The 19,084-nt window shown below is 39.9% G+C and carries 17 protein-coding genes; 15 read left to right on the top strand and 2 right to left on the bottom strand.

Annotation, left to right across the window (positions count from 1 at the left end):
* The first annotated feature begins 80 nt into the window (after positions 1–80).
* From KNP84_RS03630 to KNP84_RS03580, 11 genes are all read left to right on the top strand, one after another.
* On the top strand, positions 81–1,970 hold the full coding sequence (locus tag KNP84_RS03630; protein WP_215114283.1) for a polysaccharide biosynthesis protein: 1,890 nt from the start codon (positions 81–83) through the stop codon (positions 1,968–1,970).
* A gap of 17 nt (positions 1,971–1,987) precedes the next feature.
* Positions 1,988–2,620: a sugar transferase gene (locus KNP84_RS03625; RefSeq protein WP_215114282.1), complete on the top strand. Its 633-nt coding sequence runs from the start codon at positions 1,988–1,990 to the stop codon at positions 2,618–2,620.
* A complete protein-coding gene (locus KNP84_RS03620; protein WP_215114281.1) occupies positions 2,617–3,462 on the top strand; it encodes a sugar nucleotide-binding protein in 846 nt (281 codons plus the stop codon). Before KNP84_RS03625 ends, KNP84_RS03620 begins: the two co-directional genes overlap by 4 nt.
* A gap of 71 nt (positions 3,463–3,533) precedes the next feature.
* On the top strand, positions 3,534–4,619 hold the full coding sequence (locus KNP84_RS15340; protein ID WP_215114280.1) for a glycosyltransferase family 4 protein: 1,086 nt from the start codon (positions 3,534–3,536) through the stop codon (positions 4,617–4,619).
* On the top strand, positions 4,616–5,953 hold the full coding sequence (locus KNP84_RS03610) for a nucleotide sugar dehydrogenase (protein ID WP_215114279.1): 1,338 nt from the start codon (positions 4,616–4,618) through the stop codon (positions 5,951–5,953). Before KNP84_RS15340 ends, KNP84_RS03610 begins: the two co-directional genes overlap by 4 nt.
* Before the next feature lie 11 nt (positions 5,954–5,964).
* Positions 5,965–6,939 (top strand): SDR family oxidoreductase, encoded by a 975-nt coding sequence (locus KNP84_RS03605; RefSeq protein WP_215114278.1) that lies wholly within the window; start codon positions 5,965–5,967, stop codon positions 6,937–6,939.
* Entirely contained in the window at positions 6,940–8,145 is a 1,206-nt protein-coding gene (locus KNP84_RS03600; RefSeq protein WP_215114277.1) for a glycosyltransferase, read from the top strand.
* A gap of 18 nt (positions 8,146–8,163) precedes the next feature.
* On the top strand, positions 8,164–8,673 hold the full coding sequence (locus tag KNP84_RS15290; RefSeq protein ID WP_215114393.1) for an acyltransferase: 510 nt from the start codon (positions 8,164–8,166) through the stop codon (positions 8,671–8,673).
* 12 nt (positions 8,674–8,685) lie between these two features.
* Positions 8,686–10,200: a murein biosynthesis integral membrane protein MurJ gene (gene murJ / locus KNP84_RS03590; protein ID WP_215114276.1), complete on the top strand. Its 1,515-nt coding sequence runs from the start codon at positions 8,686–8,688 to the stop codon at positions 10,198–10,200.
* 6 nt (positions 10,201–10,206) lie between these two features.
* Positions 10,207–11,517 (top strand): hypothetical protein, encoded by a 1,311-nt coding sequence (locus KNP84_RS03585; RefSeq protein WP_215114275.1) that lies wholly within the window; start codon positions 10,207–10,209, stop codon positions 11,515–11,517.
* 109 nt (positions 11,518–11,626) lie between these two features.
* Positions 11,627–12,664: an acyltransferase family protein gene (locus KNP84_RS03580; protein ID WP_215114274.1), complete on the top strand. Its 1,038-nt coding sequence runs from the start codon at positions 11,627–11,629 to the stop codon at positions 12,662–12,664.
* A 530-nt stretch (positions 12,665–13,194) separates the two neighbouring features.
* Here the strand turns inward: KNP84_RS03580 and KNP84_RS03575 are convergent.
* Together KNP84_RS03575 and KNP84_RS03570 are read right to left on the bottom strand one after the other, a co-directional pair.
* A complete protein-coding gene (locus KNP84_RS03575) occupies positions 13,195–14,115 on the bottom strand; it encodes a tyrosine-type recombinase/integrase (protein WP_215114273.1) in 921 nt (306 codons plus the stop codon).
* 5 nt (positions 14,116–14,120) lie between these two features.
* On the bottom strand, positions 14,121–14,573 hold the full coding sequence (locus tag KNP84_RS03570; protein WP_215114272.1) for a sigma factor: 453 nt from the start codon (positions 14,571–14,573) through the stop codon (positions 14,121–14,123).
* Between the two features lie 397 nt (positions 14,574–14,970).
* Here KNP84_RS03570 and KNP84_RS03565 point away from each other — a divergent pair, with 397 nt between their 5' ends.
* From KNP84_RS03565 to KNP84_RS03550, 4 genes are all read left to right on the top strand, one after another.
* Positions 14,971–16,122 carry an ROK family transcriptional regulator gene (locus tag KNP84_RS03565; RefSeq protein ID WP_215114271.1) on the top strand — a complete coding sequence of 384 codons (1,152 nt, stop codon included), beginning with the start codon at positions 14,971–14,973 and terminating at the stop codon, positions 16,120–16,122.
* A 168-nt stretch (positions 16,123–16,290) separates the two neighbouring features.
* Complete coding sequence (locus KNP84_RS03560) at positions 16,291–16,737, top strand: hypothetical protein (protein WP_131472967.1); 447 nt, start codon at positions 16,291–16,293, stop codon at positions 16,735–16,737.
* 19 nt (positions 16,738–16,756) lie between these two features.
* Positions 16,757–18,058 (top strand): ABC transporter substrate-binding protein, encoded by a 1,302-nt coding sequence (locus KNP84_RS03555; protein WP_021066290.1) that lies wholly within the window; start codon positions 16,757–16,759, stop codon positions 18,056–18,058.
* A 66-nt stretch (positions 18,059–18,124) separates the two neighbouring features.
* Positions 18,125–19,078: a carbohydrate ABC transporter permease gene (locus KNP84_RS03550; RefSeq protein ID WP_215114270.1), complete on the top strand. Its 954-nt coding sequence runs from the start codon at positions 18,125–18,127 to the stop codon at positions 19,076–19,078.
* Positions 19,079–19,084 lie beyond the last annotated feature (6 nt).

Here is a 19,084-nt window from a genome sequence, read left to right as displayed (position 1 = left end):
TTTGAAAGGATGTAAGTTACATCCTTTTTTCTATGAATCAGACAGATAATATATATTATCCCAGCGAGGAGGAACGATGAATGTCATTTACAGAGCTAAAAAGAAAGTCGATTCGGACTAGTATTTTGGCTGCGCTAGATATTATTGCAATTATTTCTGCAATTACATTTACGTATTTCTTTTTATATCCTGTCGAATTTTTATTTTCGATGAATCAAAATCATTTTATTCAATCGGCGATTATTTATAGTGTGCTATTTATTTTAATAGCGGGACTGAGCGGCCTCTATGATGTAGCATGGCGATTCGCCAGCATTAAAGAAGCAGTACGCCTAACGCTTACATTAGTAATGAGTACGGTTTCCCTATATCTTATACAGTTTGGAATGTATGGAGAAGCAATGGAGCGTATGTTATTTCTCAGTTTCTGTCTTTCCTTATTAGCTTTAGGAGCAATTCGCTTAGGGTCGCGTGTAGTAATCACTTGGAACTCTAATTCTGCTTCGGGTTTATTTAATAAAAAATTAAAGAAACGAAAAGATGAAAAACGGACGCTGATCATTGGTGCTGGACAAGCTGGACGAATGCTCGTCCGTCAAATGCAGCACTCACAAAATCATCGGATGAACCCGATTGGGTTTATTGATGATAATAGTCATCTACAATCACTAACTGTCAACGGCGTGAAAGTGTTAGGTAAGGTTAATGATTTAGAATCTGTAGTTGAACGTGAGGCAATTGATAAGATTGTCTTCGCTATCCCGTCAATGAATTATAAGGAAAGGTTAGAAATCATTAAACGGGCAAAAGCGATTTGTACAAATGTACATACGTTGCCAATGATTGAAGAAGTAGCGGCCGGTAAAGTATCAGTTAATCAGATGCGCCAAGTGTCAATTGAAGATTTACTTGGGCGTGAGCCTGTAGAACTTGATATCTCTGGGATACAGTCGGAAGTGGAAAGCAAAACGGTCCTTGTAACGGGTGCCGGTGGATCAATCGGCTCTGAAATTTGTCGGCAAATCTTAAAATTCCAACCATCACGCCTTCTATTGCTAGGTCACGGAGAAAATAGTATCTATTTGATTGAACGTGAACTTCGTGATTTGAACTTTGATATTGAACTTATTCCGATTATTGCGGACATACAAGATCGAAATCGATTAAGAGAAGTTTTTGAATCATACACGCCACATCTTGTCTTTCATGCTGCAGCTCATAAACATGTGCCATTGATGGAGGCCAATCCCCATGAAGCTGTAAAGAATAATATTTATGGGACTAAAAACGTTGCTGAAATGGCAGATGAGTTTGGGGCTTCTCGATTCGTTATGATATCTACTGATAAAGCTGTGAATCCAACGAATGTAATGGGATCTACAAAACGGATAGCTGAAATGGTCGTTCAACGCTTAGGAAAAGTAAGTAGTACGAAATATGCTGTAGTTCGTTTTGGTAATGTTCTAGGAAGCCGTGGTTCAGTCATCCCACTTTTCAAAAATCAGATTGAAAAAGGCGGTCCACTTACAGTTACACACCCAGATATGACTCGATATTTTATGACTATTCCTGAAGCGAGTCGACTTGTGATTCAAGCCGGAATGCTTGCGGACGGTGGAGAAGTTTTCGTTTTAGATATGGGTGAGCCCGTGAAGATTGTGGACCTTGCTAGAAACATGATCAAACTAAGTGGATTTACAGAGGAACAAATTTCCATTGAGTATAGTGGGATTCGTCCAGGCGAAAAAATGTTTGAGGAGTTGTTGAAAGAAGGCGAAGTCCATCCGGAAGCAGTATATCCTAAGATCTTTACAGGCATCGTGTCAGAAGAGAAGAATTTGGATGGAAAACTAAATCAAATTCATCATCTTAAAACGAGCGAAGCGCTTAGCCTTTACCTTATTAATTGGGCGAATGATGGAATTGAGTTGCATGACGATTCTCTTAACCATATTCGAGAAACTGTTTGACCATTGGAGTGTGAATAATGAAATACATTGAGCAGAAAAGAAAAATTGATTTCATTCTTTCTTTAGTAGGATTAATTGTGCTATCACCTTTATTTGTTGGGATTATGATTGCGATTAAATTGGAGTCGAAAGGTCCTATCTTTTTTAAACAAAAGCGTGTCGGGGTGAATCAAACTCATTTCCAAATTTTAAAATTTAGAACTATGAAAATCGATACTCCTAAGGATACACCAACTCACTTATTGCTAGACCCCAATCTCTACATTACAAAAGTAGGGAAGTTTCTTCGGAAAACGAGTCTCGATGAACTTCCTCAAATCATTAATATTCTAAAAGGTGATATGGCAGTGATTGGTCCGCGTCCTGCACTTTGGAATCAGTACGATTTGATTGAGGAACGTGAAAAATACGGAGCGAACAGTGTGACTCCGGGTTTAACAGGATGGGCTCAAATCAATGGTCGAGATGAACTTCCAATTGAGTATAAGGCACAACTAGACGGTTATTACGTTGAAAAGATATCGTTATGGATGGATGCAAGATGTTTTATAGGGACTTTATTTAGTGTGGCAAAAGGCGACGGAGTTGTTGAAGGCGGCACAGGAATAATGAGTAAAGAAGTCGCCTCGTCCAAGGAAACAGACAAATGAAGCGTGTTTTAATTGTTGGGGCTAATAGTTACATCGGAAAGTCATTTAGAAGCTGGGTTACAGAGAATTCAATTTCAGAGATGACACTTGATTCTTTGAGTTTACGTGATGATACGTGGAGAAATGTTGATTTGCATGAATATGACTCAGTCATTCATTTAGCAGCTATTGTACACTCTCCAAAGGCAGAATCATCTTTATACTACAAAGTAAATCGAGACTTAGCAGTTGAATTCGCGAAGAAAGCTAAAAACGAAGGGATCAAACACTTTATTTTTATAAGTACGCTAAGTGTCTATGGAAATGAAGTGAACGAAATGATTGATCAATATACTATGCCAAAACCAAGTAATCATTATGGTAAATCTAAATGGGAAGCCGAAAATGAAATCCTTGGACTTGAAAATGATGAATTTGTTGTTTCGATTGTGAGACCGCCGTTGGTATATGGACCTCAGGCGCCGGGCAATTTTACAAGAATCATGAATTTTTCGATGTTCACGCCTATAGTGCCTTTTATTAAGAATAAAAAAAGTATGATTTTTATTGATAATCTTTCAAACTTCCTATTTGTTCTGATAAAGAATGAAGTCAAAGGAATTTTCATACCTCAAAATGCAGATACTGTGTGTACATCAGAAATTTTGCTTGAATCTAGAGCGATATCAGGCAAAAAAACATTTGTATTACCAATCAAATTACCTCGGAAGTTAAAAAAGAAAATTAAGATTATAGATAAAGTGTTTGGTGATTTAGTAGTAGACCCACAACTGTCATCAGTAAATGAGCAGTATAGCCAAGTGACTTTTAAAGATTCTATTTTTTTGTCAGTAACTAAATAATACACAAACGTCGACGCAACATGCTCCTCATAGTGATTTTCAGAATAGAGATTTAGGCGAGGAAGAAAACGGTGAAACAAATACTCATATTATCAAATCATCATGCATACACCTATAACTTCAGAAAAGAAGTGATCCAGTCGCTACTGAATGAAGGGCATAAAGTATGTATTGTTGCTCCATACGGAGAGAAGATAGAATTACTTAAAGAGATGGGATGCGAATATTTAGAGCTTTCTCTAGATCGAAGAGGAATCAATTTGAAGAATGACATCCAATTAATGTATGGATACCATAAAATTGTGAGACGTATGAAACCGGATGTTATTCTCTCTTATACGATTAAACCTAATATTTACGGCGGGATTGTTTCGAGAGTGCATAAGATTCCTTTTATCCCGAATGTTACTGGCCTCGGATCAGCTGCCTCTTCAAATAAACTCATAAGCAAATTGGTTTTATTTTTGTACAGATTGGCTTTCAAAAAATCGAGCCATGTCTTTTTTCAAAATAAAGAAAATAGAGATTTCTTCTTAAATAATGGATTTAAGTTGAACTATGAAGTATTGCCTGGCTCAGGAGTTAACTTGAATGAATATGTTCCGGCTCCTTATCCTATTGAATCCAATACATACGACATTCTATACGTTGGGAGGGTCATGAAGGAAAAAGGAGTCAATGAGCTTCTTTCGGCAGCGAAAATCCTTGAAAATCGAGCCGTCCCTGTACAATTTCGGTTAGCTGGTTTTCTTGATGATGGATTTGATATTTCAAATTTGAGCGAACATAAGAATGTGGAATTATTAGGTGCGAGGGATGATGTTCCTTCTTTGATAGAGAAAGCTCATGCAATTATTTTGCCATCTTATCATGAGGGAATGTCCAATGCCTTGTTAGAGGCAGCTGCCTCAGGTAGACCCTTACTAGCCTCCGATATAGCGGGATGCAGAGAAATCATTGACGACAATAAGAACGGGTTCTTATTCGAAGCAAAATCTGCAAACAGCATTGTAGACAAAGTGGAAGCATTCATTTCTACTTCGTATGCTGAGAAAGTTCGCATGGGGTCCGCATCAAGAAATAAAGTAGAAGAAGAATTTGATCGAAGCATTATTGTAAAGGCATATCTCAACAAAATTACGGAGGTTACTCAATGAATACTCAAGTAGTGAATGAAAACTTATATCAAGAAATCGTGACAAAACAAGCCAACATTTCATTGATTGGATTGGGCTATGTAGGGATGCCAATTGCGGTAGCATTTGCAAAAAAAATTAACGTTATCGGGTTTGATATTAGCAGTGAAAAAGTAGAACTATACAAAAATGGTATCGATCCAACAAAAGAAGTCGGGAATGAAGCAATCAAGCAAACGACTGTTGAATTCACTTCAAATGAAGAAGATTTAAAAAAAGCAAAATTCCATATTGTCGCAGTACCTACTCCAGTCAATGCAGACCACACTCCTGACCTTCGTCCGATTCAAGGAGCTAGCCGTACACTTGGGAAAAATTTGACTAAGGGATCAATCGTTGTCTATGAATCGACCGTATATCCGGGTGTGACTGAAGACATCTGCGTTCCGATTTTAGAAGAAGAATCGGGTTTGAAATGCGGGGTTGATTTCAAGGTAGGGTATTCACCTGAGCGTATTAATCCTGGCGACACTGTACACCGACTTGAAACGATTATTAAAGTGGTTTCAGGAATGGATGAAGAATCATTAGATATTATTGCTAAGGTCTATGAGTTAGTAGTCGATGCTGGTGTATATAAAGCCGAGTCTATTAAAGTGGCTGAAGCAGCTAAAGTAATTGAGAATTCTCAACGTGATATTAATATCGCGTTCATGAATGAATTGTCTATTATTTTTAACAAAATGGATATCGATACAAAAGCAGTTTTAAAAGCGGCGGGAACAAAATGGAACTTCCTAAACTTTTCTCCAGGTCTCGTGGGAGGACATTGTATTGGCGTAGATCCTTACTATCTCACTTACAAGGCTGAGCAATTAGGATACCGTTCTCAAATTATTTTATCTGGTCGTCGTATCAATGACGATATGGGTAAATATGTGGTCGAGAATCTCGTGAAAAGTTTAATTAAATCAAATATTCCTGTAGCAGGAGCAAAAGTAGCGATTTTAGGATTTACATTTAAAGAAGATTGTCCGGATACACGTAACACACGTGTGATCGACATTGTAGAAGAATTAAAAGAGTATGGGATTACTCCTGTGATTGCAGACCCAGTAGCAGACGCTGAAGAAGCTCATCATGAATATGGCATCATCTTCGACTCAATGGAAGATGTGAAAGATATGGATGCAGTCATTTTAGCAGTGGCCCATAAAGAATTTATGGACTTGTCACATGAAGAAATTTCAAATTGGTTCAATTCGATGAACGAAAAGAAAGTACTTCTCGATATTAAAGGTGTGCTAAATCGAAAAGATTATGAAACTGGTCAATACAAATACTGGAGACTGTAAGGGGTTTATTTATGGGATACGAAAACGTTATTTTTGAAGAGAATTCATTGTTTTTAGTCACAGGTGGAGCCGGTTTTATCGGCTCTAACCTTTGTGAAGCTATTTTGAATAAGGGGTACCGGGTGAGATGTCTCGATAACCTATCTACAGGAAATCGAGAACATGTCGACATGTTTTTACATCATCAGAACTATGAGTTTATGGAAGGCGACATTCGCGACTTAGATACATGTCTTAAAGCTTGCGAAGGAGTAGACTTTGTCCTTCATCAAGCTGCTTGGGGAAGTGTCCCTCGAAGTATTGAAATGCCTTTATTGTATGAAGATATTAATATTAAAGGTACGTTAAATATGCTCGAGGCTGCGAGGCAAAATAACGTGAAGAAATTTGTCTATGCGTCAAGTTCATCTGTATATGGTGATGAGCCAACTCTACCAAAAGTCGAAGGAAGAGAAGGGAAAGTTCTTTCTCCGTATGCCTTAACGAAAAAGGTAGATGAGGAGTATGCACGCCTCTACAGCAATCTATATGGTTTAGACACTTACGGGTTGAGGTACTTCAATGTGTTTGGACGTCGTCAAAATCCGGAAGGTGCCTATGCGGCTGTAATCCCGAAATTTTTAAAGCAATTGTTGAATGACGAAGCGCCTTCTATAAATGGAGATGGGAAGCAAAGTCGTGACTTCACTTACATCGAGAATGTCATCGAAGCCAATTTAAAAGCTTGCCAAACGTCAAGTGAATTTGCAGGAAATGCCTACAATATAGCGTTTGGTGGCCAAGAATATTTAATTGATGTTTATCACATGTTAACGGAATCGCTTGATAAAAAAATAGATCCAATCTATTTACCGGAGAGAGCCGGGGATATTAAGCATAGTAATGCAGACATTTCTAAAGCACAAAAAGAAATGGATTATGAACCAGAGTATAGTTTTGAGCAGGGGATTTTGGAAGCTATTGAATGGTATAAGGAGAATTTGTGAATGAAAAAAAATCTAGTACTTCTAATTCCTCAAATGTATAGGGGGGGAGCCGAAAGAGTAGTATCAAGATTATCTAGTCTTTTAAAAAATGACTATAATATCAAAGTGGTAGTTTTTGACGATTCAAGAATTAGCTATGATTTGGATTGCGAAATTATTTCTCTTAACGTGCCACCGCAAATAAATAGCACATGGTTTTCAAAAATCATAAATGTGGTCCTTAGAGTGTATAGGTATTCAAAATTTAAAAGGACATATCAGACTGATATAACATATAGTTTTGGCGATACTGCCAATATAATTAATATTCTGTCGTTTGGTAATGACAAAAAAATCACATCTATTCGAGGATTTAAGAGAGTCAAAACAGGAAAGAATTTCACAGAAAAATTTATAACTAAGCCCGTTTCTAAATTTATTGCCAATAAATCAAATAAAATCGTGAGTGTTTCGGAACTGATTTCATACAATATAAGTTACCATTATAACATTTCCAAAGATAAGATTATTACTAGTTATAATGGCTATGATATTGCAAACATTCTAAAGAAAAGTGAAGAAAATATAGAACAAGAGGTTTCTGACTTCATACAAAATAAAAAAGTAATTATTAGTGCAGGAACTTTTAGACATGAAAAAGGTTACTGGCATTTACTTAAATCATTCTATGAACTAAAAAAAATCAATGATAAAGCAGTGTTATTAATTTTAGGTGAAGACTATAATGGTGAAAAACTCAAGAGTGATTTGTTAACCACAGAACTAAAACTTGAAGATTCAGTAATGTTTTTAGGATATAAGAAAAATCCATATAAATATTTTAATGTTGCCGATACATATGTTTTAAGTTCCGTGTTTGAGGGTTTCCCAAATGCGATGGTTGAAGCAATGGCATGCAGTCTTCCTATAGTAGCTACGGATTGTCCTTCGGGTCCACGAGAAATTCTAGAACCCTCGCTATCATTAGGTAAAAAAGTTACAGAACCACTGTATGGAGAATTTGGGTGCTTAGTGCCTAAATTTAGCGAAAAAGAAGATTATCGAGCTAACGAAATACATGATGAGCATAAAAGTACAGCTGAAGTAATAAATAAATTATTAACAGATCAGCAAATAAATTCATTCTATAGAAATCAATCTTTAAAAAGAGCAAATCAATTTTCTTATGAAAGTTGGTTGAAAAAACAAGTGGAAATACTAAATTAAGGAGGAATTAGCTTGGTAATGCTCATAGTAAAAAAAATAAAAAATTATATTTTCATTAAAAAAAATATCGCAATAGGTAAAAATACTCGTATCTTAACCAGTATCTCTAACTTTGGTTCAGAACCATATTTGGTGAAAATAGGAGACAATTGTACAATTACTTCAGGAGTAAAGTTTGTTACACATGACGCTTCGATCGAGACAGCATTGAATTTTAGAAAAATTCCTAGAGTGCAAGGTAATTTTAAGATTGAAAAGATGGGAGCTATTACAATTGGAGATAACTGTATGATTGGAGTTAACTCTATTATCTTACCTGGTGTAACAATAGGAGACAATTGTGTTGTAGGAGCCGGATCTGTCGTGACAACTAATATACCTTCAGGATCATTAGTTGCTGGAAACCCTGCTAAAGTTATAAGTGACATCGAAACATATTCAGATAAGGCTCTTGAAAAAAGTATAATGATTCCAATTGAAAAGAATCTTGATAAGAGAAAAAATCATATATTAATAAAAGTGAAATAGGGCAAATTTAAAATGAAAAAATTAAGTGTAATATTAATACTAATTTCTTTTTTTTCTCAACTAACCGGTTTCATTAGAGAAGTTGTTATATCTTTTTTTTACGGGGCGTCAAGTATAAGTGATGCATACTATATTGCTTTAACCATTCCAATGATGTTTTATGCTTTCATTGGAAAAGCTATTTCTACAAGCTATATTCCAATATATTCAGATGTAGAAAAGAAAAGTGGCAAAGAAAGCGCGTTTAAACTAACTAATAATGTTATAAATGTGTCTATTGTAGTATGTATTTTTTTCATTATTTTTACTTGGGTATTTACTCCCCAAATAATAAAAATTTTAGCATCTGGCTTTTCAGGAGAATCTTATGATTTTGCTGTAAACTTTACAAGAATAATGATATTTGGAACTATTACAATGGTTACAGTAAATGTTTATTCTGTATTTTTGCAATACAACAATAAGTATATTTTTCCTGCGTTTAATGGGGTCTTATTAAATTTTATTGTAATTGGATCAACTATTATAAGCGCCCTGTACAATAATCCTTTTATTCTGCCTTTAGGAACTCTTTTCGGTATGATGATGCAAACCATCTTTTTAAACATAAACTCAAAAAAAATGGGATTAAAAAAAACATTGGATACAAATTTCAGAAGCCAAGAAATAAGAAGTATATATCTTCTTTCCTTACCTGTTATTTTAGGAGTTGGTGTTAATGAAATTAATTTGTTGATAGATCGAACATTAGCTTCTCGTGTAGATGGTGGAGTTTCTATATTAAATTATGCAAACAAATTGAATGGATTAGTATACGGTATTTTTGTATTTTCTTTAATCACTATTTTATATCCTGCTGTTGTTAAAGCAGCTAGCAGTAAGAATTTCGAACTTTTTAAATCTAAAATGAACGATGCGTTTATATGGGTTCTTCTTTTAGTTACTCCCGCTACTTTTGGATTAATTTTCTTATCCCATGAAATTATAAGTTTTATATACGGTAGAGGGGAGTTTAGTACTGAGGATCAGGCCGTAACATCTGTAGCACTACAATTCTATAGCATCGGTGTTTTAGCAGTCTCACTCCGTCTGATCATTTCACGTGGTTATTATGCTTTGCAAGATACTAAGACACCAGCTGTAAATGGGATATACGGATTAATTTTAAATGCAGTTTTAAATATTATTCTTTTTAATTATTTAGGTCTTATAGGAATTCCTTTAGCGACATCTTTGTCTTCTTGGATTACTCTTTTTCTTTTACTGACTCATTATAAAAACAAAATGCAAAATTTGTATAACTTAAAAATAATAAAAATCTTTTCAAAAAGTATAATAGCTTCAATCATAACCGGTTTAACTGCAAAAATTGTTTCAAACTTCTTAGATTCAGATGTGGGACTAATATTATCTGTAATTTTATCGTCGTTAATTTATTTTACATGTATGTTGTTATTAAAAGTTAATGAATTTGATGACTTGATATTATGGATGAAAAAAATGAAAAAATATAAATTTAGAAAGTGAGAAGTCATGAAATCAAACTTAAATGATAAAAAATTGCTAATTACTTTTTTTATCTTATATGCTCTCTTTATCCTAGTTAGAGACTTGTTTGGTATTCAAATAAATAATGGGATTTTTCTCATTTTACTATTTGGAGCCTCGCTAATGGTTCCAATCAATCAAGTTACGGCTTTAGTTAGCTTTTTAATTGTTCCTAATATGAATATGGCATTTTCTACTATAGCATTTGTTATATGGATTAGTATTATTATAAGATTTCAACAAAAAATCCAGTTAGGCACTTGGATAATACCAACAATTATTTTGATTTTTATAGAAGGATTGAGTTTTCAATACGGATATTTTAATTTGATTGAATATTTTTCTTTTTTTGCTGTACTGACTTTAGTTGTTGTGTTGTTGAATAACCCTTCGTTTATGGAGCGTCCAAAGTTAACTGTTATTTCATTTTTATGTGGAGCATTTCTAGGAACTTTTAGTATATTGATACAAACTTTTAACTTTTATACTTTTCAAGAATTTATTAATTTTAGAAAAAGGTTAGGTCCAACAGATTTTGCTGTCTTTGAGACAATTAATACTATTCACATGAATCCTAACACTCTGGGAATGGTATGTTCTATAGCAATAACTTTATTGATTTTATTAATTATAAATGACGAGAAACTAAAAAATAATTTAAAAGTAGCTTTATGTTTTTGGTTTATAGGTATTGGATTTTTAACACTATCTAAAACTTATTATTTTTCACTGATTTTAATTTTTTCATTTACCCTTATTTATTACTTACATCAAAAGAATAAAACAATTAAAAGTATTTTTGGATTATTGGGTATAGGTATAGGCTTATTTTTGATAATAAATCAACTACCTAAAAAACTAATAAATAACTTAAGTAACCGCTTTTTAGAAGGCGATTTCACTACTGGTAGATCTGAAATTTTTTCTGATTATAACCAAGTATTATCAGATCATCCAACGTGGATTTTTCTAGGATCCGGTCTTCAAAACTACAGTACAAAAGCTGGAATTGACATGTCTATACACAATGCTATTCAACAAATTTATTTCACTTGGGGATTTTTAGGGTTGGTAGTTTCTTTAATATTTTTCTATCAAATATATACTATTCCTAAGTTGTCAATAAATAAAGATTTTATAAATTTATTTTATTTTTTACCATATTTAAATCTTTTATTTATTGTTCAATCTTCGAGATTTTTCTCTACTTACTCAACTATCTTTTTATTAATACCTGTAATAGCAGGCACTTTATTTGTTAAGAATAGAAACAATAAATACGATCGAAATATTTAACCTTTTTATTCATTACTGAAGGAATTCATGATTATAAAAAAATACTATTTTATAAACAAATTTTGAAATAACTATTTTTAATAAATTAGGTTAGTAAGGGGATAAATTAATGAATTCAGAGGATAGATTACTAGAGTTAGATGCATTAAGGGGCTTAGCTGCTTTAGCTGTAGTAATTTTTCACTATACCACTAGATATAATGAACTTTATGGTTATGAAAATAAACTTTCATTTGAACTAGCCTATGGTCACTACGGAGTTCAATTGTTTTTTATTATTAGTGGTTTTGTTATATTCATGACAGTGCAATATATTCCTACTTTGAAAGATTTTATACTAAAAAGGGCTTTTCGGTTATATCCTGCTTATGTAATAGCTGTCGTGATAACTTTTCTGATTATTAAAATATTCGGATTACCAGGCAGAGAGGTATCAAATATTGAAGCGTTAGCGAACTTAACTATGTTTCAAGGCTTTATTGGAATACCTCACGTAGATGGAGCGTATTGGAGTCTACAAATTGAATTAACATTCTATTTATTAGTAGGATTTGTAATATTTTTAGGATTGTCAAACAAATATTTGATGCTTTCATATATTTGGTTAACGGCCTCGATATTCACAAAAGTATTATCATTTTATTCGGATGGCATAGTTGTGAAGATTCTTGAACATCTTTTAATTTCCAACTATAGCCATTTGTTTATCCTCGGAATTATATTTTATGCATTTCGTAGCTCGTTAAAAACTGATTTTAATCATTATGTGATTTTTTTAATTTGTATTTTTTATGAAATAATTTTTTTCTCTACAGTCAATAACTTGTTTACAATTTCATTTGTACTCATTTTTGTGCTGTTAATAAATAACAAGTTAACATTTTTGCGATTTAAGCCCTTAGTTTATTTAGGGACAATTTCTTACAGTTTATACGTAATTCATCAAAACATAGGTTATGTAATTTTGAACTTTCTAAATTCCAATAATATGAGTAATGAATTTTTTCTTGTCATACCATTAATTATCTCAATTTTTTTAGCCACATTTATTACGTATTTTATTGAGAAACCGTTACTAAAATTTCTTAATAATAAATACTTTAAGAGATCATTAAAAAATGCCAGTAAAGGAAAAATGATTGTATAATTTTTATGTGAAGTGAGTACATTGTTTATAGTCCAAAAGTTCATTTGTAGATTTAATATAGAAACCGAGTAAATATTAAATGAACGGACTAGCTCGTTCAATTCCTTCAATAAAGGATGGATGTCCAATATCTTCTGGAGAAGTGGTTTGTTGGAAAGCGCGTTCTCGCAATGAACTTTTTGGATTATTCGTCGATTGATGCTTATTTCGTGTGGAACGGTTCTTTTCAGCCTTGTGACATACTGTCGAAATGTACTGATTCTACGGGTATATCCTTGCCGTTTCAACGTCAGATACATCCATACAGTCGTCCTGCCTTGTTGAATCAATCTGATGAATTTGTTTGTACACGTCTGCTCTGTATCGTAGAATGGAATAAATCGGAGGTTAGGTCAACAATTGATTGGAACAAAAATAGAATTTATTAGTACATGTTCTGTCGTGATCAGTTAGCGTTCATCAATTGCTCATTGAATAAAGAGAAGGCGACGTCCGGATTGTTTCCGGACGTCGCCTTCTCTTTTTCAATACTACTTATGCTTCTTATTACTTTGATAAATCTGTCTGTTCATCTTGTTCAGCACTTCAATCGTCTCATGCTTTTGTTCTTTCGAAATGTGCAGATATAATTCGGTAGTCTCCGTCGAGGTGTGACCGAGCAAGCGACTGATTTTGGTGATGTTGACGCCTGCGTTATGCAGCTCCGTCGCAAAGCTATGTCGAAGGATATGGCTCGTGATGCCAAAGCCGAGCTGTTCGTTCGACACTTTCTGCAAATACTCGTTCACGTAGTTCGCACGGACTTTCGTACCACGCGGCATGATAAACAAATAAGGAGACTCTGCATCAGTCTTTGGCCGCTCGCATTGAATGTAACGAAGCAATGCGTCACGCAAACGATCACTCATCGGTACTTCCCGCATCTTGTTGCCCTTCCCATGCCGGATGACAAGCTCATTCGTATCAAACGCGACATCTTCAATCGTTAAATTTAGCGTCTCGCTGATTCGAAAACCTGCATCGCAACCAATCATATAAATGTTATATAGGGTCGCGTTGTCGGCATGATATAAGATTTGATGCAGCTGTTCACGGCTCAGGATAATGGACTGTCGTCTTGCCTCTGCGCCAGACACGTTGACCTGTGCGAACGGATTGCGTGTAATCCATCCTTTCTCGACCGAATAAGCCATGAATGTTTTGAGCACACTTACATATTTCTTAATCGTATTGAACGCTCGCTCACAGTCAACGAGTTCATCTCGATACGCATAGGCGTGGGCGGTTTCGTCCACGTCTTTTAATAAGGTCACGTTCGCCTCGTCCATCATGTTCTCAAATCGACGTAAGGTATTCCGATATGTTTTCACGGTGTCTTGCGATTTACGTTGTCTGAACTCCACATCCTCTAAATAAATGGAGATGGCCTCTTCGATTGTCATGCACTCCATGTTCTTCACTCCTTCGAATAGATGTCTTCTCTCAGTTCACGTTGAACGTCTGCCTTGTAAGCCCGCAATCGGCTCGCGGAATAGGTCAGCGTCTGTTCGGTCCCATCAATCAGGTGACAGAGAAGTTCGAAGTGGCGTGGTGACAGTTTCACTCGTTGTTCGTCAAGCCAGTCGAACAGATGGCGCTCGGACGTCATACATTGTTCTGGAATCCGTTCGGCTGCGACTTCATGTTTCAAGTGGCGAGCATTCTTTTGTTGATGATTCAAGATGGCCCCGCGGACTCGTTGGAAGCAGTACGTCTTTGATAACGTGCACCCCCGATTCAACGCTTCCCACAAAGCAATGCGTGCGATTTGGGCGCAGTCTTCTTGCTCGTTCGGGTGGATGTTCAAGTGTCGGACGACGTAATGGATCATCGGCTCCCACTCATGGATTTGTTCGTCAATTGTTTTCATCGTCGATTCTCTTCCGAGCGCTCTGTGTAGTTCCTAGGTTAGACCGAGTATAAACGCTATTCCCCCTTTTCAGTCGTTGTTCCGCCGTTGTCTCACGCCTCTGTCACCTTACGCCCTATGTTATCGGAGATATCCCCGGGCTTATGTGTGATAAGGCCAATGGTTAGACGGGGGGAATTAGCGTTTCCTTCTTTGTGAGGGTAGGCATAAAGCGTGATAGGGTCCGTGTAGTATTAACCGGAGAAGTTCGTGGAATGATCAGCCGGACAAGGTTGATCATTCCATTCTTTTTGGACAACGCTAAAGGATCAATTAATCAGATTTTTTCAGCCAACCCATGACCGGTTTCCCCGACATGCTATACTAAGAAAAAAGCAAAGAAATGGGTGGAACAGTTATGGGGAAGACGACACCACGGAACTCGAAATGGATGCGGACGTATAACCGCTCGCTCATCCTCCGGCTCATCCGGCTCCTTCAGCCGGTGTCCCGGGTCGAGCTCGCCAAGGCGACGAGTTTGACGAAGCCGACGATCTCGAACATCGTCAATGAACTGAAAGAAGAAGGGTTGATCAACGAGCGCGAACTCGGCGTCTCGAGCGGGGGGCGGCGGCCGATCATGCTCGAACTCGCGGCGAGTAACCGTTTCGTCATCGGTATCGACGCGACGCAGCGGCGTCTGCACGGCGTCGTCACGAACATCCATGGGGAGATGTTAGGCGAGGCATGGCATGACGAGCGGTTCGATACGAACGAGGAGTTCATCGAGGCCATCGTGACGCTCTACATAGAACTGGCCGGCAAGGCCCAAGGCGACGTCATCGGGCTCGGCGTGTCCGTCCACGGGATGGTCGAGGCGGGGAACGGGATCGTCCTGTTCGCGCCGCGCTTCCACTTGCATGACATCCCACTCAAACAAGAACTCGAACAGCGTCTGAACCAGAACGTCTTCGTCGAGAACGACGTGCGGACGCTCGCCTTAGGCGAACTCTATTTCGGTGAGGCAATCGGTATCGATGAGTTCTTTTACGTCTACGCCGGCTACGGCATCGGGGGCGCCTACGTCCACGGCGGCGAACTAATCGACGGGGAACACCATATCGCCGGTGAGATTGGGCATATGCGGATCATGCTCGACGGGCCGATCTGCTCGTGCGGCAACCGCGGCTGCTTGGAGGCGGTCGCCGGGGAACGGGCCATCTTGAACGAGGCGCGACAGCTGAACCACGAGCTCGACTTGAGCGACTTGCGTGATTCCGTCGGGACGAACGCCGACATCCAGCAGCTGTACGAGCGGGCCGGGGAGTATATCGGCATCGCGACGCTCAATATGATCCACCTACTCAATCCAAACCGGATTCTGCTCGGGGGACCGCTGTTCAACTACGCGCCGAACGTCGTCGCCAACATCCAGGAGCGGGTCGCCCAGACGGCGCTGACGATGGATGCCCGCCAGACGGACATCCGCGTCGTCCCGTGGAATGCGAACCACGGTGCGCTCGGTGCGGCCGCCTTGATCACGAACCAACTGTTCGGCGAGATCCAATGATTCAATCGCTCTCACCTCGAGGGCGATTTTTTTGTGTCGAAAAATATTTTATATGAAACCGTTTACAAGTCTAAAAAAGATATGCTATAGTCTGTTTGTAGTTAGATAATAAATTTAATTTACTAAGTAAGGGGTGACACTCTCAAACGGGAAAGTGGAGGGGTAGACATGGACATAGAGACACCATTGCTGAAAGACAAGTTTCACGATATATTCGGCCGCTACGGGGCGACACGGCTGTTCACACGGGACGGTTCTTCTTTCAATGAATTGGAAGCGTTCTCAAAAGCGGACGGTGTCGTCGTCACCCGCTCACGGCGGGATGGCATCTTCCGGCTCTACGACGAAGAGGCCCGCGACATTCGGCTATTCCGCGTCTCAGACTTGAACGAGGCCCGCACGAACGACTTCGACGGACTGTTCGAGATGCTTCTCTGGCGGTTGAAGCAACAGGACGCGCTGCCGTTCGGGGCCGACCTGTACGTCGTCGGATCGTACATAGACGACCATTGGCAGTTTGATTTGGAACTGATCGCGTACACACTCACCCGGCTCGGGGATCAACCGATGCCAGACCACTTGATTCGGGAGCTTTGCCTCAAGCTGGTCGCATAACATTTAAAGGAGAATGAACATGAAGAAAACGACAATCGCACTCGCATCATCGGTACTCGTCTTGTCATCACTACTCGCCGCTTGCGGCGGCAAGGAAGAGGCGGCCGCGACGACGGAAGACGGCAAGCCGGTCATCAACTGGTGGGGCTGGGCGCCACAACCAGAAGTCGGGGAAGCCATGGCCAAGGCGTTCAACGAGTCGCAAGACGACTACGTCGTCAAGTTCAAACGTCTCGAGGACTATGAACAACAACTCCAAGTCGCCATGCTTGGCGGCGACGGCCCAGATGTCATCGGCCTCAAGGAACCGATGATTCCGCAATACAAGGACCGCCTTGTCCCGGCGAAAGACTACATGGACAAAGCGGCCGGCGCGGGTTGGAAAGAGAAGTTGATCGAGCTCGGCGTCGAACAGACGACGGTCGACGGCGAACAGATGGCGGTACCGGTCGGGTTCACAGGCCAGGCGTACCTCATGTACAACAAGACGATGCTCGACAAATACGGCGTGACGCCGCCGAAGACGTATGACGAGACGATCGCGGCGATCGACAAGATCAACGCCTCGGGCGACAAGGTCATCCCGATGCAGCTCGGCGCGAAAGACGCCTGGGTCGGCACGGACGTCTTCAACGTCTTGAGCCACCAAGTCGCACCAGGGTACATCCAAAAAGTACTTGAGGGTGAAGCGAAGTGGACGGACAAAGAGATGGTCGAGACGGCTGAACTTTGGCAACAACTGTTCGAAGACAAAGTGTTCCAAGAAGGCGCTTTGGGTCTCGCGACATACATGGACGGCATGAACAACTTCTTCGACAAGAAAGCGGCGATGTGGGTCATCGGCTCATGGGAAGCCCACTCGATGACGACGGTCGAGAAGCGTGACAAGTGGAACAACTTCGAAGACGAGATCGGTTTCGTCCCGCTCCCGAACCTCGCGGGCGGCACCGAACAACCGGTCATCGCCTCGATCGACATGGCGCTCGGCGTCAACAAAGAGTCGAAACAACAAGACGGCGCTGCCGCCTTCATCGCCTACATGACGCAAGGCGAAGGCCAAGCGCTCTACATGGAGAAGTTCGAGATGGCTCCGGCCGTCAAGGACATCGAAGTCGCGTACGAGGACAAGTTCACGTCTGACGTGGAACGCGAGTCGTACAAGATCTTGAACGAGACGGTGAAGAACGCCGTCGCGGGCCGCGGCATCCGTGACCCGAAAGTATACGACACGCTCGGCAAAGAGCTTCAAAACATCGCCGGCGGTCAAGACGCGAAAGAAGCGCTCGCACGCATTCAAGCCATCGCCGATCAAGGTAAATAATCGAACGAGCGCCAGTGGCCAGCCTGACTGGCGCTCGATTTTTTGATAGGAAAGTGAGGGAACCTTATGCAACACGCAACCGAGTTACCGGAAGAACAGCCGAAGCTGTCGGCGGTCCCGCCGAAACAACCGGATTCGACGAAGAAGAAAGCGCAGCTGAAGAAGAACTTGATCGGCTGGGCGTTCGTCGCTCCGACCGTCCTGTTCGTCATCGCCTTCATCTATTACGGCATCTTCTATAACGCCTATCACTCGCTGTTCTCGTGGGACGGCATCTCGTTCGAGAAGACGTACATCGGCTTTGAGAACTTCGGCCGCATGTTCAGCGACCCGGAATTTTATAACGCGCTCAAAAACACGGGCATTTTCACCGTCTTGACCGTGACGATTCAAGCCGGTCTTGGGCTCGTCTTGGCGTATCTACTCCACACGAAAGGCGTCGGCCGCACGTTCTTCAAGTCGGTGTTCTTCTTCCCGGTCGTGTTGAGCCCGGTCGTCCTCGGTGCCGCGTTCTCGCAAATCTTCGACTTCCAGTTCGGCTACATCAACGAATTTCTCCGGATGGTCGGTCTCGGTGCGTTCGAACAGAACTGGCTCGGCGACCAGGATGTCGCCTTGTACGCCATCATCTTGATCAACATCTTCCAATGGACGGGCTCGTCGATGATCATGTACTACATGGCGATGCTCGCCATCGAGCGTGAAGTGTTCGAGGCAGCCAATATCGATGGCGCCGGCTTCTGGCGCACGCTCTGGAGCGTCGTGTTCCCGAACTTGAAAGGGACGACGTTCACGCTGACGATCCTCGGGGTCATCGGCGGACTGAAGACGTTCGATATCGTCTGGATCTCGACGCAAGGCGGACCAGGTAACTCGACCGAGGTCATCTCGACGTACCTGTTCCGTAAATCGATGTTGCACCAAGAAGTCGGCTACGCCAGTGCCGTCGCCATCATTTTGCTCATCATCGCGCTCAGCATCACGTACTTCCAGACACGCGTACAGAAGAAAATGGACTGAGGAGGG

The sequence above is a fragment of the Exiguobacterium sp. s70 genome (assembly GCF_018618315.1).
Taxonomy (GTDB): Bacteria; Bacillota; Bacilli; order Exiguobacteriales; family Exiguobacteriaceae; genus Exiguobacterium; species Exiguobacterium chiriqhucha.
The sequence above is the reverse complement of the archived record's forward strand: the minus strand, read 5'-3'. Positions and strand labels throughout refer to the sequence as shown.